This is a genomic window from uncultured Altibacter sp., assembly GCF_963972995.1.
GTDB lineage: Bacteria > Bacteroidota > Bacteroidia > Flavobacteriales > Flavobacteriaceae > Altibacter.
This window is the reverse complement of sequence record NZ_CAXAXI010000040.1, coordinates 1-17,839: the sequence shown is the minus strand read 5'-3', so window position 1 is coordinate 17,839 and position 17,839 is coordinate 1. Positions and strand designations below refer to the sequence as shown.

Here is a 17,839-nt window from a genome sequence, read left to right as displayed (position 1 = left end):
CCGCCTAGCATATACATGCCATTGCTTCCCGTTGGAGTTCCGTAACTGGCAAAATCGACTGTAGTGACCACCGCTCCGGCCGGAAGGGTGATGGTAAGGTTTTGGTTCTCGTTCACTTGAGCGAAGGCAGTGCCTGTTTCTGAAAAACTTACGGAAGCAATGCCGCAGTTGTCGGTACTGGTTCCTGCCACATCGGAAGCATTTACGGTCACCATACCGGTAGTGTCAAGATTTGCGGTCGTATCAACGCAGGTGGCTGTTGGTGCCTCATTGTCTTCAACAGTCACGTCGAAGGTGCAGCTGCTTGAATTCCCTGAAGCATCGGTCGCAGTAGCGGTAACTTGCGTGGTGCCTACGGGGAAGGTGCTGCCACTTGGGGGATTGTAAGTAACGGTTGTTCCCGGGCAATTATCCGCAGCCGGACCGCTTCCCATATATTCAAAAGTTACCGTCATCGTCTGAGAAGGTGCGCCGCATGTTGCGGTCCCGGCACCACCCCAGTTAAAGTTGCCGATACATGGCCGCACTATGTATTCAGGATTTGGACAAGAACAAATAGAACTTGCTGCGCTCAGCTCAATACCCCCGCCGCAATTACCTGTTTGCCACGTACGACCGCCATCGGTAATACTGGTTGCAGTACCGTCACGTAAGGCATTTGCAATGGTAAGAACCGCTGCCGGATCGGTAATGGACACCCCTATAGGATCATTGGAGCCGCTAATGGTAGCTCTCGTATACGCATATCCCGGTAGTAACTGAGAGCGAAAGGATTGCCAAGTGCCACAGTCTGTGGATACAGCGTTGTTTATGAAGTTCGCAGTAAAGACAATACTATTCGGAGCTCCGTAAGTAACAACAGCGTCACAGCTTCCCGGATCGGTATCTACAGTAATATCAGCGGGACAGGTTAGAACAGGTGCGGTGTTGTCTACCACGGTCACAGTAGCTGTACAGGTATCGGTCTGACCCATGGTATCGGTTACGGTAAGGGTTACGGTATTGTCTCCCAAATTGGAACAATCGAAGGTATTCGGACTCACAGATAAGGTCACAGGACCTTCGTTATCATTCGATCCGCCATCCACATCGGCTCCCGTGATGGTTACCATCCCGCTGCTGTTTAGGGCTGCGGTGTAATTGGTACATACAGCCGTTGGCGGGGCGTCTGCCGCGACACCATTGACGATGATCTCGTCCCAATAGGCGGTGACATTACTCAAGTTATACACATGCATGATATCTACATCTGTAGCCGCCGTTTGGCGAAATGGAAAGTTGGTTTGTACAGTACTGCCATTGACGCGGATGTCAAAGGTCTTCGCTGTCCAGTTAAAGTTGGTCAGTTCCACATGGTACCATGTATTTACCGCTACGGGATACGTATAAGTTGTGCTGCTTACAAATTGTAAAAATCCGGTATTGAAATAAACAAAGGCGACGCCGTTGCCAAAGTTATTGTTATCCCCAAACACCATATAGCCGGAAGGGACGTTAACATTCGAAGATTTTACCCTCCAGGAAACTGAAGTAGGTTGAGAAGAAGGGAATGTAGTGCGCAAACCAGAATAATGACCGGAACTTCCCGTTTGTTGCAAACAGAAACTGCCTACTGCGGGTGCCGTGGTGGTAGCGGCTTGTACAGAGTAGCTTCCCACCCCCGCGGTCCAATTATTAATAGTACCCGATTCGAATCCATCGGTAAAGACTTGTGCCGTTCCCGAGGCCATCACCATCACAGTGAGTAGGAGGAAAGCGGAAAGTTTCGTTGCAAAAGTTGATTTGATATGGGGGGTACCCACAGAAAACAGCATGAAGGGGAAGACACTCTTCATGCAAGGTAATAGTGATCGCATAAGCAGAATTTGGTTAGTTATTTTGAAAAATTCGACCCGAAAGTACTACTTCAAAGCCAACAATCAAATAGGGGGTAGAGGAGAATTCCTACAAATAATTGATTTGCAGGATGCTAGCACTGTAAATTTAACACAATCTCTTGATTTTAAGAAGAGTGAGTGTTTCAACGGTAAATTGTGCAATACGTCGAATGAAAATAGTATAAGCTTTTGACAATCAATCACATGTATAACGTTCCTATACGTCTGCTGTGCATGAGTCACCGGGCATATAATCGTTTGAGAAAAGGGACTTAATTAGGCATTCTTGGTTTCCAATACCAACGGCTCTGTAATGCATACATCCTGAACATTTTGAAAGATCCCAAAAAGTTTTACGCACTCTTCCTTATGATAAAGTGCGCGTCCTGCGATTCGTATCCAAAGCAATTCATTCTCTTGTGTGATGGCCTGGATCCTGATATCAAATTGTTTCTTTTCTCCACTGAGTACCTTTGCTAATTCTTCTTGTACAATGTCTTGACTTTCCTTGGTATAATTTGATAAAGCAAAATCCAAAGTGATTTCCACATCTTCCGAAATTCCCAAGATCCTATATAGTTCCGGCGACCAATAGACCGCTCCCGTGGCTACTTCTAAATTCCAGTGCCCCATTCCAATAAGGCGATTCCCTTCTTCCAGAAATTGCTCCAATTCACGTTCGCGGGTTACGTCTTTGGCGATGGCATGGAGGACGCCTTGATGCGTATCATGTGCGATGGACCAGTCAATGTATAGGGCTTCTCCGTTGGGTCGTAACAAACGATTCTGAAAAGACACAGGTGTCTTAGACCGTTTCACTTTGGTTAAGAGGGATCGCGTGGCCTTTATGTCATCCGGATGTACTAAATTTTGAATGGGAGTTCCAAGTAGCTTGAGGCGGGAATACCCACTTACTTGAGAGAAAGCCTGATTCACTTTGCTAATGATCCCTTTTTCTGAAAGAATACACAGCATGTCCGGGACTAATTTAAGGTAGCTGCCGGTCTCGTGTTCCTGCTTTAACCGGTGAAGCGCTCCGCCGAAACGTTCTGCGAATTCAATGAGGAATCGGCGCAAGTAAACAAGGTTTTCCGGAGAGCGTTCGCCCATGAGTTGGATCACCCCTTGTATCCTACCTGCATAGAAGACAGGTACTGCCACAGCAAATTGAATGCGAGCACGCTTCGCCTCGTAGATACGGGTGAAGTTCTTGCAGTTGGCCATAGTATCCCATAGCTCCAGCTGTCCGGTTTTCCATGCCACACCGGGGAGACCATGACCTAAGGTGGTACTTTTAAATTTATTGATCCGAATAAAATTCTTAGCAGATTCTGTATCGTTGTGATGCGAAACTTCCAAGATCAATTTTTTATGATCAATGCTGCTTATCCATCCTTCGGCGATATCGAACTGCGTATAATCAAGTAAAGCTCTCAAAACAGCATCGTATCTCTTTCTGAAATTGTCCTGATCGTTCACCGAAGTGTTCATATTCAAATAAAAGTCCTTCTCCTTTAGTAAGAGCGTTTCCTGGGCAGCTTTACGTTCATTTCTCGGTGCTTTTCTATGAACATAGCGTACGAGGGATTTGGAGAGGCTTGAAACGTTCAATTCATCGGTAGTAAAGACATCGAAGGCGCCCCATTCATAATACCGCGCCAAAGCGGCCGGGGCAATAGACTTACCTATAATAACAACGGCGCATTCACTGTGTTTTCGTAGATGCTTCTTTACATCACGTTCAGTGACCCTCCCGTCGACATACCAAAAGATAACATGCGGGGAGAGCAAATGAGCCGGAAACTCATTCCGAAAATCTACCGAAGCGGGAGCCATGTGTAGGACTTCAAAAAAGGAGTGAAAGAATCCTTGCTGTGGTACTTTAAAATTGACTAGTAAAAAGTCTAATGAGGGTATCGTGGGGATACTCATGTTCTATAGATATTGGGGGGAGTTAGGTTATGTTCGCTGCAAATTTAGATAAAAAAGATAAATATTTATAGTTTTATACACACGCTAAAAAACATTTTATTAACAGTTTACCCTTATTTTAAGAAGATTGCACGCCCTAATAGACATACTTTTCGATCCTTCGGAATAAATTCAGGGAAACAGTATCTTAGTGGGGACTAAACTACCCTCTATGGATTATTTTGTGATTATCGCTATTCTAGTGACTTTAGCAGCACTCTTTGGCTACATCAATGTGCGCTACCTGAAACTGCCCAACACTATTGGGCTCATGCTCATCACTATTGTATTTACCTTAGGAATCTTTGCTTTGAGTTATGTGGATAGTACACTCCTCGATGCCGAAAAGTACATCATTACGCAGATCGACTTTAAGAGTGTGCTCCTCGACATCATGCTGAGCTTCCTGCTCTTTGCCGGGGCTTTACACACCAATTTCCAGCAGTTGAAAGTGCAGCGATGGCCTGTACTCATCTTTGCGACTTTTGGTGTATTGGTATCCACCTTTTTGGTAGGTACCGTCATGTATTTTGTATTGCAACTCCTGGGCCTGGAAGTGGCTTATATTTATTGCCTGCTCTTTGGAGCATTGATATCACCTACCGACCCCATTGCGGTACTCGGAATTCTTAAAAAAGCAGGCGTTCCCAAAAAACTGGAGACCAAGATCGTGGGAGAGTCCCTCTTTAACGATGGCGTGGGGGTAGTAATTTTCCTGACTATTTTTCAGATTGCCAGCATGGGGGCCGAGGGAAGTATCGATCCAATGGATATTATTGTGTTGTTCTCACAGGAAGTGCTTGGCGGTATACTGCTGGGGCTACTGCTAGGCTGGATCACCTACCGACTCATGCGCTCCATAGACGATTACGATATTGAAGTGATTATTACGCTGGCCGCGGTGATGGGCGGTACCGTGGTCGCGCAAAGCTTACACCTGTCGGCTCCCCTTGCTATGGTCACCACCGGGTTGATCGTAGGGAATGATACCGTGCGAGCTTCTACCATGTCGGAGATAACCGAGACCTACGTAGACAAGTTCTGGGAGCTCATTGATATACTACTCAATACCATTCTGTTCGTTCTTATTGGGATGGAGATGTTGGTGCTCACCTTTGAAGGTAACTACATAGTGGCCGGGTTGCTTGCCATACCCATTATCTTGGCCTGCAGGTATAGTTCGCTTGTATTGCCCATTGCATTCTTCAAAGACCGACTCGCCTTTGTGCCTAAGACCAATCTTATAATGACCTGGGGTGGTCTTCGTGGCGGTATCTCCATTGCATTGGCCTTGGGGCTCACACAGGAGATGCATCGTGATCTGTTCTTAGTAATTACCTATGTGGTGGTAGTATTCTCCATTCTCGTGCAAGGGCTTACCGTGGAAAAATTGGTGAAATATCTGGCAACACGCGGGGTAATGAAGGAAAAGGCCGGAGGATAGAAGTGGGAAGCGGGAAGATGGAAGACGGGGTGTTGAGAATAGAGTAGTGAATAATGTTGGACCAACAGAAATACACTATAAGATGCCTCGCTTCCTTTGGAATGACAGGCTAATCCAATCATCCGGTAATCCAACCATCCAACCCTGCCGCCATCCAACCAAAATAACCCGTATCTTTGTAAAAAATTCGTTTTATGGCACACAAGGCTGGTTTTGTCAACATTATCGGAAATCCCAATGTGGGAAAGAGTACCCTTATGAATGCCTTTGTAGGGGAGCGGCTTTCTATCATAACCTCTAAAGCACAGACCACCCGCCACAGAATCTTGGGGATTGTGAACGGGGAGGATTTTCAAATGATTCTAAGCGATACGCCCGGTATCATCAAGCCTGCCTATGAACTCCAGGAGAGCATGATGGGGTTTGTAAAGTCGGCTTTTGAGGATGCCGATGTGCTGCTGTATCTTGTGGAACTGGGAGAAAAAGAATTGAAAGATGAAGCATTTTTTCAGAAGATCACTTCAGCCAAAATACCGGTATTGCTGCTCATCAACAAGATCGATAAGGGAAATGAGGAATTGTTGGAAGCCTCTTTGAAACTTTGGCAAGAAAAAGTGCCTAATGCTGAAATCTTTGCCATCTCAGCCCTTCAAAATTTTGGTGTTGCCGAAGTCTTTACTCGAATTCTGGAACTGCTGCCGGAGTCTCCGCCTTTTTATCCCAAAGACCAATTGACCGATAAGCCCGAACGATTCTTCGTAAACGAGACCATAAGGGAGAAGATCTTATTGCATTATAAGAAAGAGATTCCGTATTCCGTAGAGATAGAAACCGAAGAATTCTTTGAAGAAGAAGACATTATTCGCATGCGCAGTGTGATCATGGTGGAGCGGGAAACCCAAAAAGGCATAATCATAGGTCATAAAGGAGCCGCACTGAAGCGGGTGGGTATTGAGGCACGCAAGGACTTAGAAAAATTCTTCGGAAAACAAGTGCATCTGGAGCTCTATGTAAAAGTCAATAAGAATTGGCGCAGCGATGCACGACAACTACGCAGATTTGGGTATAATTAGGAGCTAGGAGCTAGGAGCTAGGAGCTAGGAGCTAGGAGCTAGGAGCTAAAAGCTAAAAGTTAGGAGTTAGGTGTTTAAGTGTGATGCGAACTGCCGAATAATTAAATTTGGATTATGGGAAACTATGTGGGTCTGCTTTTATTAGTGTTCTCAATAAACGCTTGTGGTGTTCGTGTGAATACCGAGAAAGAGATCTTTAGGTATATAAATGTACACCGAGCGTATGGAACGATTTATTTGGGTACTCAAAAGAGTGATCTTGAACATCTTATGGAAAAGCGTGACGGAGGTTATTATTTGCGGAATGATGTATTTGGAATGGCGCAGGAAATAGCATTGGTCTTTAACGTCAAGAAAGAACTTGAAAAATTTGTATTCACCTATGCCTCGTCTTGGAACAGAAGATCTGAAATAGCCGATTATACAGAAGATCTGGGAACCCCTATAATTAAAGGCGATTCAATTATTTGGAACGATGGTAAAACACAATTTCGTATATATACGGAAGGCGGTGTACACTACGCAGAACTTTCCGATCTGTAAAAACGTACAAAGGAGTGGATCACGCAGGGAAAGGATCTTTTTCCGAAGGAATAGAACGTGAGGGTGTTTTTCCGGAAAGTACTTCTTCCATAAAAGCATGCAGCGCTTGCATTTCTTTGCTTCCTGCCGTTTTACCCATCTTTCCGGCGAAATAGAATACCACCCATAGAGCGATCAAGAGTACCATGACCCCCAACTGCAGCCCGTAAGGAATGTCCAAGGCATAGTTGCTATAGGCCCAAATCCCAAATCCGATAAAAAGTGTGGCCACACCAAAGTGCAGGAACATGAACAAGGTCCAAACCGTTGGATTAGGACCAAAGAGACCAAAGAGCTCACTTTCGTCATCTGAAACAGACCGCACCTCCAAATGTAATTGCGGAGACCAGAAGTGTTGCTTGTGTTTGGGGATACGAATAAACACATGATCGTCCACCCGTGAAATGATGAATTGCGTTGCTGCCGCACGCGCCTCCTCAAAGGCTTTCAATACATCTTCGTTGGTGTGCGGAAGCCTTCTGCGAAAACGCGGTCGAAGGACGATATCGTTGGATAGTGCCATCTGAACAGGATTGAGCCTGTCAATTTATTCTTTTTTTCTGAATCAATTACTGACAAGCGTCAGTCGTCCATAAAAAAAGCGTTATTTTTGCACCCTAAATAAATCACCATGAGTATTGTTGCGATCGTAGGAAGGCCCAATGTAGGTAAATCAACCTTTTTCAATAGGTTGATCCAACGCCGAGAAGCCATTGTAGATGCCGTGAGCGGAGTGACGCGTGATCGACATTACGGGAAAAGTGACTGGAACGGAAAGAAATTCTCCTTGATCGATACCGGAGGGTATGTCAAAGGGAGTGACGATATCTTTGAAGCGGAGATCGACAAACAAGTTGAATTGGCGATCGATGAGGCCGATGCCATTATTTTTATGGTGGATGTGGAGACCGGGGTGACCGGAATGGACGAAGACGTTGCTAAATTACTTCGTAAATCACAAAAGCCCGTATTCCTTGCTGTTAATAAAGTAGATAGTGCGACTCGAGTGAACGATGCGCTGGAATTTTATGCCTTGGGCTTTGAGAACCAGTATAATCTGTCCAGTATTAGTGGTAGTGGAACCGGGGATCTTTTGGACGATTTGGTGAAAGTATTACCCGAAGCTCCCGATAAGGAGGAAGATGAATTGCCCCGCTTTGCTGTGGTAGGCCGACCCAATGCAGGAAAATCTTCTTTCATCAATGCCTTGATAGGAGAAGATCGGTATATAGTGACCGATGTTGCAGGAACCACCCGTGACAGTATGGATACCAAGTACAATCGGTTTGGGTTTGAATTCAATCTTGTGGATACCGCCGGTATCCGAAAGAAGAGCAAGGTCAAAGAAGACCTTGAGTTCTACTCGGTGATGCGCAGTGTTCGTGCTATTGAGCATTGTGATGTGGTTGTGCTGGTCTTTGATGCCACACGCGGATTCGACGGCCAAGTTCAGAATATCTTTTGGTTGGCTCACCGTAATAATAAAGGGATCGTGATCTTGGCCAATAAATGGGATCTGGTAGAAAAGGACAATCACAGTGTGAAAGATTTTGAAAAGTACGTTCGCGAACAATGTGAGCCTTTTGTAGATGTTCCCATTGTTTTCATTTCGGCATTAACCAAACAGCGTATCTATAAAGCCATAGAAACTGCGGTTGAAGTCTATGAGAACCGCACCAAAAAAGTAAAGACCAGTGTGCTTAATGAAGTGATGTTACCAATTATACAGGCGTATCCTCCCCCACAACACAAAGGAAAGTACGTTAAGATCAAGTTTTGCACACAATTACCTACGCCGTATCCTAGCTTTGTGTTCTTCGCAAATTTGCCGCAATATGTAAAGGATCCGTATAAGCGTTTTCTCGAGAATAAACTTCGTGAGAATTTCGACTTTACCGGTGCTCCCGTTACGGTATACATACGGAAGAAGTAGAAAGAGATACGTGGGTTACTATAATTGCTTGTTAGGTTCAATCTGAATCGTGCAATCCGGACATTTCCCCATAAAGAAAATACGGTTATTGAGTATATACTCTTTTTTTGAACATTGTTTTCTTCGGAAGGGTAGCCCTCATAAAATTATTGTCCTAAAAATCGCACAATTCTTTCCGTATTTCAGACGTCAAAATATGTACGATTATAATGACAGAAAATACGGTATCGTGTTGAAAATCATATATTCTAGCTTGCTGTTTTCTATGCGTTATTTGTAAGATATTTCTGAAAATTTGATCGTTTTCAGCGTATTCTGTTAAAATTTAATGCATTACATCGTATTTATTTGCACTTAATCGTTTTTTTCGTGTATACTTGTTCAGATACTTTCAAAAGCCCCTAACTCATGAAACACGATCTACACCCCTATAAATCAGTTTATTCTTACGCGAAAACAGTATCCATCCAAAGGCTGTTTTTGAAACTCATTTCTTCTATTTACATTTATCAATTCGCCCAAAAATAAACGCGCATTTAGCTCCCTCTAATGGTACGTAAGTTATCGATACTACTTCTTCTGGTACTGCTCTTTGGCTCCTATTGTGAAGCCCAGGTACAAGCACCCTTTACCGTGCGGTTCAGCGAGTCTATGGAAGGGGATTTTACGATCATAGGGAACAACATGATCTCCCGAACCCCTACGGGAAATTTCAACGGCGGGGGCGATAACCATAATTTCTTTAACAATGTTTATGTAGATATAGACAGCGATCCTGCTACCTTCAATTCCAGTAGTGCGAACTTTAGTAACCCAAATGTATCGCTTTCATGTATCTCTGTCTTCAAAGCCTATCTGTATTGGGCTGCTGCCGATACAGAGCAAAGTGGGGGAGGTGATAATCAGCCGGGTTGGAATTTTGACCAGGTTAAATTGATGCTACCGGGCGAAACCACCTACACCACCATCACGGCCGATGAAGTGCTGTTCCGTGGTCGAAACTCACATTTTAGTAATGACCCCTACATTTGTGTAAAGGATATTTCTGCGGAAGTAACCGCGTTGACCAACAAGTACGGAACCTATCAAGTTGCCAATGTCGAAGCGAAAGAAGGGTATCTTACACATAGTGACTCCGGGACTTCGGGTGGCTGGCAGATCGTATTTGTATATGAAAGTCCCGAATTACCCGCAAAGAACATCTCTTTGTTTGATGGGTATGCGCATGTGACCTCTTTCATGAATAATTTTGACATCAATTTCAGTGGGTTCCAGACCACGCCCTCAGGGCCCGTGAACGCCAATATGATCATCGGGGCACTCGAAGGGGACCGCAATTTGTCCGGAGACCGTCTTCAGATCTTGAATACTTCTAATAACTTTGTAAACCTGACAGCACCCTCCCGAGGCGCGAACAATTTCTTTAACAGTCGCATTACCGTAGGGGGAGGTGATTTTACCGATAGAAACCCCGCCAGTACCAATACCCTTGGCTTTGATGCCGCCGTATTTCCATTGGACAACCCCGGGAATACGATCATCGGGAACAATCAAACCAGCGCAACCCTTCGGCTTACCTCCAATCAAGAAGTGTATGGATTGTACCTACTGGGGTTGGCTGTAGAGATCTATCGTCCCAATTTGCAACCCATGACGGTAACACAAACGGCGGGGACGAACCCTGCTAATCCCGGGGATGCTCTTGCTTTTAATTTAAGCTTTGCAAATAACGGAAACGATAACGCTGTAGGTGTTTCCATAGAAACCACGATTCCGCCACAAACTACATTACAGCCCATTGGCGCCTTGCCTAACGGGATCACACATACCTACGATGTGCCTTCGGGGCTGCTTACCTTTAACATTCCGGACGGTGTTTTGGATATAGGCGATCCGGTGGTGAACATCCCCATTCAGTTGCAGATCAACAATGCCTGTTATTTTTTAGAAGATGATTGCAATCTCTCTTTCGACCTTCAGTTCACTGCTACCTATACCGGAGCCACGAGTGCACAACAGATCATTAGTAACAGTACATCCGATCCTGCATCTTGCGAGGCATTACCCTATAGCGTCACCGTCAATCAGCCTGTCGCGAATTGGGCAACGGCACCAAATGCGTTGGATGCGCTTGTGGATTGTGATGATCCTGCTGCCTTAGCAGCTGCTCAGACACTTTTCCCGGTACCCGATATATGTACATTTACACTAAACAAGACTTCCGGACCCTTTGTGGCAGGAGGATGTCCTAATACCGGAACCTATACCAATACCTGGAACTTTACAGATGCTTGTGGGGTCACCATTGCTGACTTTGTTCAGACCATTACCGTTACTGACACCACGCCCCCTACTGCCAGTAACCCGGCGACCCTTCAAGTAGCCTGTAGTTCCAATATCCCTGCGCCCGATACGTCGGTTGTAACAGATGCAGCCGACAACTGTTCGGTGCCCGTAGTGACCTTTGTTTCTGAATCATCTAATAATCAAACGTGCCCCGAAACCATTACCCGCACCTATCGCGTCGCCGATGCCTGCGGAAATGCGATCACGGTAACACAACTGATTATTGTTAACGACACTATTTTTCCAACAGCTTCAAATCCGCCAACGGTCAATGTTAGTTGTGCCGCAGACATTCCGGCTCCGGATACAAGTGTGGTGACCGATGCGGCCGATAACTGTGCGCCACCGGTGGTTGCCTTTGTTTCGGATGTTAGCGATAACGGCGGTTGTCCGGAGACCATAACCCGAACGTATAGTGTGACCGATTCCTGCGGAAATGCGATCACGGTAACACAACTCCTTATCATCAATGACGATGTAGTTCCTACGGCCAGTGACCCTGCTACGATTACCGTACAGTGTGTGGATGACATCCCGCTACCCGATATAAGCGTGGTGACCGATGCGGCTGACAATTGTTCAACACCCGTTGTAGCTTTTGTCTCCGATGTGTCCGACAACCAGTCGTGCCCGGAAACCATTACCCGAACGTACAGTGTGACCGATGCCTGCGGAAACGCGATCAATGTAAACCAGTTGATCGTTGTGCATGATGATATTCCGCCTGTAGCGAATAATCCGGCGCCTCTCTCGGTGTCCTGTGTAGACGATATACCAGAGTATGATACCGGTGTGGTAGAAGCTTCAGATAATTGTTCTCTACCTATTGTTACCTTCGTTTCCGATGTCTCCGATAATCAGTCATGCCCGGAAACCATCACCCGAACGTATAGTGTGACCGATGCCTGTGATAACACCATATTTGTTACCCAGTTGATCATCGTCAATGATGAAGTTGCTCCTACCGCCAGTACACCTGCGCCTATACAAGTTCAGTGTGTTGACGATGTGCCGGCACCTAACGTACATGTGATCGCTGATGCTTCAGATAATTGTTCGGTACCTTTGGTGACCTTCGTAGGAGAAACAACGAATAACGGAGGCTGTCCTGAAACCATAACACGTACCTACCGAGTCACCGATGCCTGTGATAATGCGATCGAGGTCCAACACACCATTATCATTCAGGATGATACACCACCGGTATTGGTAAATACGTACGATGCCGAGGTTTTTATTGCCTGTGCGCAATTGCCCGATGTTCCCGAACTGGAATTTGCAGATAATTGTACCGCGCAACCCCGGGTGGTCTTTTCCGAAGAAATGACAAACATTACCGATGAAGGTTATGACGTCGTCCGGGATTGGACCGTTGCCGACGATTGTAATAATGAGAGTCGATTTACGCAAACCATCCATGTACGCTCAGCAGTAGAAGTTGCGTCTCAGTCCATTCGTGTATGTGCTACCGATCCACCCTTCGATCTCACTACTTTTATTGAGAATGCAGATCCTGATGCCGGAGCATGGGAGAGTAGTACAATGGAGTTGCTGGACGGGACAGTGTTCGATCCTTCCGTAGCAGGAACGGGCGAGTATGAATTTATCTATACGTATGAAGAAGATGAGTGTTCCTGGACAACGATGCTTCGCATCTCTGTAAACAACGCCTGTGCCGATGGTCCTTGTATCGCTTCAAAGGAAGATATTACCATTTCAAAATTGGTCACTGCCAACAACGATGGCTTCAATGATTTCTTTGAAGTGGATTATATTCTGAACCCTGCCAATTCTGAGCCTTGTGATATCTCGGTGAGGGTAGAGATCTTTAATAGATGGGGTGCGAAAGTGTTCAGCGATATGAACTACACCAACGATTGGAATGGTACGTCACCATCGGGTGCTCTAGGAAATGCAGGCGTATTGCCTTCGGGAACTTATTACTATCTGGTCACCCTTCAGAATAGCGGATACGACACGATACAAGGATTCATATTATTGGGAACCGATTAATGAAACAACTGCGTCACATAGCGATCCTGGCATTGCTCTTAGGACTTCCGGTCTTGGGAACGGCACAGCAGTTGCCACAGTTCTCGCAGTATATGTATAACACCATTTCAGTGAATCCTGCTTATGCGGGTTCGCGCGAGGTATTGGTCGTCAATCTGCTTAACCGGAATCAGTGGTTAGGAATTGACGGAGCTCCGGTAACCCAAACCTTATCGGCACATTCATCCATTCCCGGCACAAAATTGGGAGTGGGCTTGTCGGTGATCAATGATAAGCTTGGTTATGAAAAGACGACATATTTGTCAACAGCCGTTTCATACACCATCGATCTGGATCCCTACGATGAGTACAAGCTTGCTTTTGGAGTGCAGGCAGGCTTTAGACGATACACCATTGATGAGGAACTGTTATTGGACCCGGACGCTGCGAACGATCCGTTCTTACAGCATTTGGATCCGTCGTGGAATCCCAATGTGGGCGCAGGAGTCTACTTTAGAGGTGATTCCTTTTACTTGGGACTATCGGCGCCAAAACTATTGAGCTATGGAACCACTTCCGAATATGCCGATCTCGACAAGGTAAGTTACTTTTTGAACGGGGGATATCTATTCGATGTAAACCCTAATTTGAAGTTTAAGCCTTCATTCCTTATAAAATATGTAAATGGAGCCCCGATCTCTTTTGACTTCTCTTCCATGTTCTACATCAATGAGAATGTATGGTTAGGAGGGATGTACCGATATTCCGACTCGTTTGGAGCGATCGTGAACTTCAGGATCACCGAAGGTCTTTCGATAGGGTATGCGTACGATTATATTACCTCGAACCTGCGCGTAGGTACGTCCGGTTCTCATGAATTGATGTTGAACTACGAATTTGAATTCCCCAAGCCGCGTTGTAAGTGTAAAGATCTTTATAATTAAGGTTGTTCTAAAAAGGGGACGTTGAGTTTTGTAAAAAATGTCTTGTTATGAGCTGTAACTAGAGAACTTATTTACCAACTACCACTGGCACCACCACCGCCAAAGCCTCCTCCGCCGAAGCCGCCACCAAAGCCTCCTCCGCCACTATAGCCACCTCCTCCTCCGAAACCGCCGGTTCGTCCTGCATTGCTAAGAATGATCACATCCCAAATGCTGCCGCCGCCGCTGCCTTTACCTTTATTATCGCCGTCGTTCTTTCTGCCGCGTGACATCAGGATGATGAACCCTACAAAAATGAGCAGTATGATAATCCATCCAAAATTATAACCCACCTCTCTGCCAAAATTGCGATCTTCTGTAAATTCTCCGTTCAAGGCTGCAAAGATCGCAGTCGTTCCTTTATCCAAGCCGGTATAATAATCTCCTTTTTTAAATTCAGGGATAATGACCCTGTTAATGATACGTTCCGCCATGAGATCGGTAAGTCGGTATTCTATGCCGTACCCCGTATTGATATCGATGGTTCGATCATCTCTGGCCAGGAGTATCAAAATACCGTTGTCTTCATCTGCCTGCCCAATGCCCCATTTCTGTCCCCATCTGGCACCTAAGAGTGAAATATCTTCTCCTTTGGTGGTGCTAATTATTGCAACTACTATCTGCGTTGACGTAGTGTCAGCGTAGTTCTTAAGTTTAGATTGGAGTTGTAGCTGTTGGTCTTTGGAAAGAAGATCAATATAATCGTAAACCGCTTTTTGCAGTTCCGGTTTTTCCGGAATCGTAAATTGTGCCGAAAGCGTTGCCGTCGTCGCTACGGAAGCGATCAGAAAAATTACAAGGCAATATGTACGATATATATTGATTGGTTAATTAAATATTAGATTATTGAATTTTTGAGGGATCAATCCCATGTTTACAGCGTTTCTACCCAACCGAAATGTCATCCGGTAATTCATTGCGGTCATTTTTGGAATAAGGGAAATGCTTTTTAAGTTGCTCACCTGCTTTTAGGATCCCATCCACAAGTCCTTGCTTCATATTCCCTTTTTTAAACTGTGCGATGATCGCATCGTTGGTTGTTTCCCAAAAATGGGGCGGCACCACATCATTGATCCCCTTATCGCCCATGATCACAAGTGTACGGTCTTCAACGGCCACGTAAATTAGTACGCCATTACTACGTTTGGTATTGTCCATGTGCAGGAAATCGAATACCTCGGCAGCTCGATCGAACGCATCGATCTTGCTATAGGGTTCCAAATGCACGCGGATCTCCCCGGAGGTATTAGTTTCCGCTACACGAATGGCTTCGATCACTTCGCGTTCTTCCGCCTGGCTTAAGAAATCTTCTACTTTCGACATCGCTATTCCTCCCCGAAATCAAATTCCACATCGGGTGCATTCTCGCTACCTTCTTCAGCTTCGTAATATGCCTTGGCATCAAAGCCCAAGATCCCTGCTGCCATGTTGGTAGGGAACAACCGTATCTCTGAATTGAAATCTCGTGCTACTTCATTGTATCTATTTCGTTCTACATTAATGCGATTCTCGGTACGTTCCAGTTCGTTGATCAATTCCTTGAAGTTCTCATTCGCCTTTAGGTCTGGATATCGTTCAAATACTGCCAGAAGTCGGGATAAGGCCGAGGTTAGTCCGGATTGCGCCTGCTGGAACTGCTCCAATTGCTGAGGTGTGATATTGGTGGGGTCGATCTGGATGGAAGTTGCCTTACTGCGTGCTTCGGTTACTTGTACCAAGGTCTCTTGTTCGAATTCGGCGTATCCTTTGGCTGTATTGACAATATTCGGAATAAGGTCTGCACGCCGTTGATAGGAGCTTTCGACATTCGCCCATTGCGAAGCTACATTCTCTTCCATGGGTACAAGCTTGTTGTTTACACTGGCAAACCAAGCCCCTGCCAGCAATACAAGGCCGAGGATAATAATGATGGGTATCCACTTTTTCATGGGAAATATTGTTTAAAGTTGGTCTTTTATTTTCTGAAGTTCTACTTTTATCGATTCTAATTTACGAATAATCTCAAACCGGTCAAGTGTTTTCTGCTTGTTTTCCTTCAGATGAATTTTAGCCCCTTCGAGGGTGAATCCACGTTCCTTTACCAAATGATAGATAAGTTCCAAATGCTTGATGTCCTGAGGAGTGAACTTACGGTTTCCTTTCGCATTCTTTTTAGGCTGAAGCACGTCGAATTCCTTTTCCCAGAAACGAATGAGGGAGGTATTCACATCGAACGCTTCGGCTACTTCGCCAATGCTGTAATATCTTTTTTCCGGCAGTTCGATGTGCATTTTTTTGTGTTGTGTTTTTATTAGCGGTGCACCAAGTGTCTTAATGCAGATAAACGTAACTATAAATTTCTACATTTCGTTAAACATCAACCATTAATCCAATGATTGGTTCTCTTCCTGAGCTTTTTTAAGCATTTGTGCAAACTCTTCCGGAGTGAGGTTTCCGTAGTAGAAATTAATAGGATTAATTCGTTCGCCGTCCTTAAAGATCTCGTAATGTAAGTGAGGGGCTTCCGAGCGTCCCGTACTTCCCACAAAACCAATGAGATCTCCTCGTTTCACTGTTTGCCCTACGCGAACATTGTATTTATACAAATGGGCATACAGGCTTTCGTACCCGTATCCATGATCAATGCGAATATGATTTCCGTAACCGGTGGCCGTATTATCTGCCCGAACAATGCGCCCATCTCCTGAAGCATAGACCGGTGTGCCCCGAGGGGCGGTAAAATCCATCCCAAAATGGAATTTGGTCGCTTTGGTAAATGGGTCGGTACGATATCCAAACCCGGAAGCTACCCGTGTGAGGTCTTCATTCTTAACAGGTTGGATGGCAGGAATAGCGACTAATAGCTTTTCTTTCTCTACTGCGAGCTGTGCGATCTCGTCGAGGGAGCGGGACTGCACGACAATCTGTTTTGTCAATATGTCCAAGCGCTTACTGGACGAAATGATTAGCTTCGAATTGTCGAAACCTTCCAGATCCTTATAACGGTTCACCCCTCCAAATCCGGCTTTACGCTGTTCATCGGGGATGGGGTTTGCTTCAAAATAAACACGATAGAGGTTGTTGTCTCGATCGGCCACTTCGGCGAGTACGGTTTCGGCCTGCGCCATTTTTTTATTAAGGATCTCGAATTGTAGTTCCATGTTGGCCAATTCGCGCTGCAATGCTTTCTCTTTAGGAGTTTCTACATAGGGAAGGTTGATATACACCAAGAGCAGTAAAAATCCGCTTAAGAGCATACCTACAAGGCTCAGTAAGAAGATGCCAAGTCTTCTTCCTTTTTTCTTTTCAATTTTGCGATAGGAAAGGGTTTCACTATCGTAGTAATATTTAACCTTAGACATACGTTAAAAAAACTTATTTTTGCTCGTTGATAGGTTATGCTAACAGGTACGTAACGTACTGCAAATATAGAAATTGTTTCGCGCATAGCCCTAACTTATAATTTCAGTAGCGCAAAACCGTATGAAGTCCAAGGAAATACGTTCCAAATTTTTACAATTCTTTCAGTCGAAATCCCATGCCATCGTGCCTTCAGCACCCATGGTCATTAAGGATGATCCTACCCTTATGTTCACCAATGCGGGGATGAACCAATTCAAAGAATATTTTTTAGGCAACAGCATTTCAAAGAACGACCG

At 45.2% G+C, this 17,839-nt stretch carries 15 protein-coding genes; 7 read left to right on the top strand and 8 right to left on the bottom strand.

Going from position 1 to position 17,839, the window contains the following annotated elements:
- Window positions 1-1,856, bottom strand: a 1,856-nt coding sequence (locus AACZ11_RS12240; protein WP_339832624.1) for an HYR domain-containing protein, incomplete at its 3' end; no start/stop codon positions are given.
- A gap of 297 nt (window positions 1,857-2,153) precedes the next feature.
- The gene (locus AACZ11_RS12235) at window positions 2,154-3,809 is read right to left on the bottom strand and encodes a PAS domain-containing protein (protein WP_290626899.1); all 1,656 of its coding nucleotides are present in this window, start codon (window positions 3,807-3,809) and stop codon (window positions 2,154-2,156) included.
- A 211-nt stretch (window positions 3,810-4,020) separates the two neighbouring features.
- Here AACZ11_RS12235 and AACZ11_RS12230 point away from each other — a divergent pair, with 211 nt between their 5' ends.
- From AACZ11_RS12230 to AACZ11_RS12220, 3 genes are all read left to right on the top strand, one after another.
- Window positions 4,021-5,292 (top strand): sodium:proton antiporter, encoded by a 1,272-nt coding sequence (locus AACZ11_RS12230; protein WP_290626900.1) that lies wholly within the window; start codon window positions 4,021-4,023, stop codon window positions 5,290-5,292.
- Between the two features lie 194 nt (window positions 5,293-5,486).
- Window positions 5,487-6,365, top strand: coding sequence for a GTPase Era (gene era, locus AACZ11_RS12225; RefSeq protein ID WP_290626901.1), 879 nt, complete (start codon window positions 5,487-5,489; stop codon window positions 6,363-6,365).
- Window positions 6,366-6,479: 114 nt separating this feature from the next.
- Window positions 6,480-6,908, top strand: coding sequence for a hypothetical protein (locus AACZ11_RS12220; RefSeq protein ID WP_290626902.1), 429 nt, complete (start codon window positions 6,480-6,482; stop codon window positions 6,906-6,908).
- Between the two features lie 19 nt (window positions 6,909-6,927).
- Here the strand turns inward: AACZ11_RS12220 and AACZ11_RS12215 are convergent, their stop codons facing one another.
- Window positions 6,928-7,470 (bottom strand): GTP-binding protein, encoded by a 543-nt coding sequence (locus AACZ11_RS12215; protein WP_290626903.1) that lies wholly within the window; start codon window positions 7,468-7,470, stop codon window positions 6,928-6,930.
- Window positions 7,471-7,578: 108 nt separating this feature from the next.
- Between AACZ11_RS12215 and der the strand changes: the two genes are divergently transcribed.
- The 3 genes from der to AACZ11_RS12200 all read left to right on the top strand — a co-directional run bounded on the left by der (window position 7,579) and on the right by AACZ11_RS12200 (window position 14,162).
- Window positions 7,579-8,880, top strand: coding sequence for a ribosome biogenesis GTPase Der (der, locus tag AACZ11_RS12210; protein WP_290626904.1), 1,302 nt, complete (start codon window positions 7,579-7,581; stop codon window positions 8,878-8,880).
- A gap of 549 nt (window positions 8,881-9,429) precedes the next feature.
- Window positions 9,430-13,239 (top strand): gliding motility-associated C-terminal domain-containing protein, encoded by a 3,810-nt coding sequence (locus AACZ11_RS12205; protein WP_290626905.1) that lies wholly within the window; start codon window positions 9,430-9,432, stop codon window positions 13,237-13,239.
- Entirely contained in the window at window positions 13,239-14,162 is a 924-nt protein-coding gene (locus AACZ11_RS12200) for a type IX secretion system membrane protein PorP/SprF (protein ID WP_290626906.1), read from the top strand. Before AACZ11_RS12205 ends, AACZ11_RS12200 begins: the two co-directional genes overlap by 1 nt.
- Before the next feature lie 71 nt (window positions 14,163-14,233).
- Here the strand turns inward: AACZ11_RS12200 and AACZ11_RS12195 are convergent, their stop codons facing one another.
- The 5 genes from AACZ11_RS12195 to AACZ11_RS12175 form a co-directional block, all read right to left on the bottom strand.
- Window positions 14,234-14,899, bottom strand: coding sequence for a TPM domain-containing protein (locus tag AACZ11_RS12195; RefSeq protein ID WP_339832627.1), 666 nt, complete (start codon window positions 14,897-14,899; stop codon window positions 14,234-14,236).
- A gap of 187 nt (window positions 14,900-15,086) precedes the next feature.
- Window positions 15,087-15,524, bottom strand: a complete 438-nt coding sequence (locus AACZ11_RS12190; protein ID WP_290626907.1) for a TPM domain-containing protein — start codon at window positions 15,522-15,524, stop codon at window positions 15,087-15,089.
- A gap of 2 nt (window positions 15,525-15,526) precedes the next feature.
- Complete coding sequence (locus AACZ11_RS12185) at window positions 15,527-16,129, bottom strand: LemA family protein (RefSeq protein ID WP_290626908.1); 603 nt, start codon at window positions 16,127-16,129, stop codon at window positions 15,527-15,529.
- A gap of 12 nt (window positions 16,130-16,141) precedes the next feature.
- Entirely contained in the window at window positions 16,142-16,471 is a 330-nt protein-coding gene (locus AACZ11_RS12180; protein WP_290626909.1) for a MerR family transcriptional regulator, read from the bottom strand.
- Window positions 16,472-16,564: 93 nt separating this feature from the next.
- On the bottom strand, window positions 16,565-17,542 hold the full coding sequence (locus AACZ11_RS12175; protein ID WP_290626910.1) for a M23 family metallopeptidase: 978 nt from the start codon (window positions 17,540-17,542) through the stop codon (window positions 16,565-16,567).
- A gap of 121 nt (window positions 17,543-17,663) precedes the next feature.
- On the opposite strand from AACZ11_RS12175, the gene AACZ11_RS12170 reads away from it, so the two are divergent.
- On the top strand, window positions 17,664-17,839 hold a 176-nt coding region (locus AACZ11_RS12170), incomplete at its 3' end, for an alanine--tRNA ligase-related protein (protein WP_290626912.1).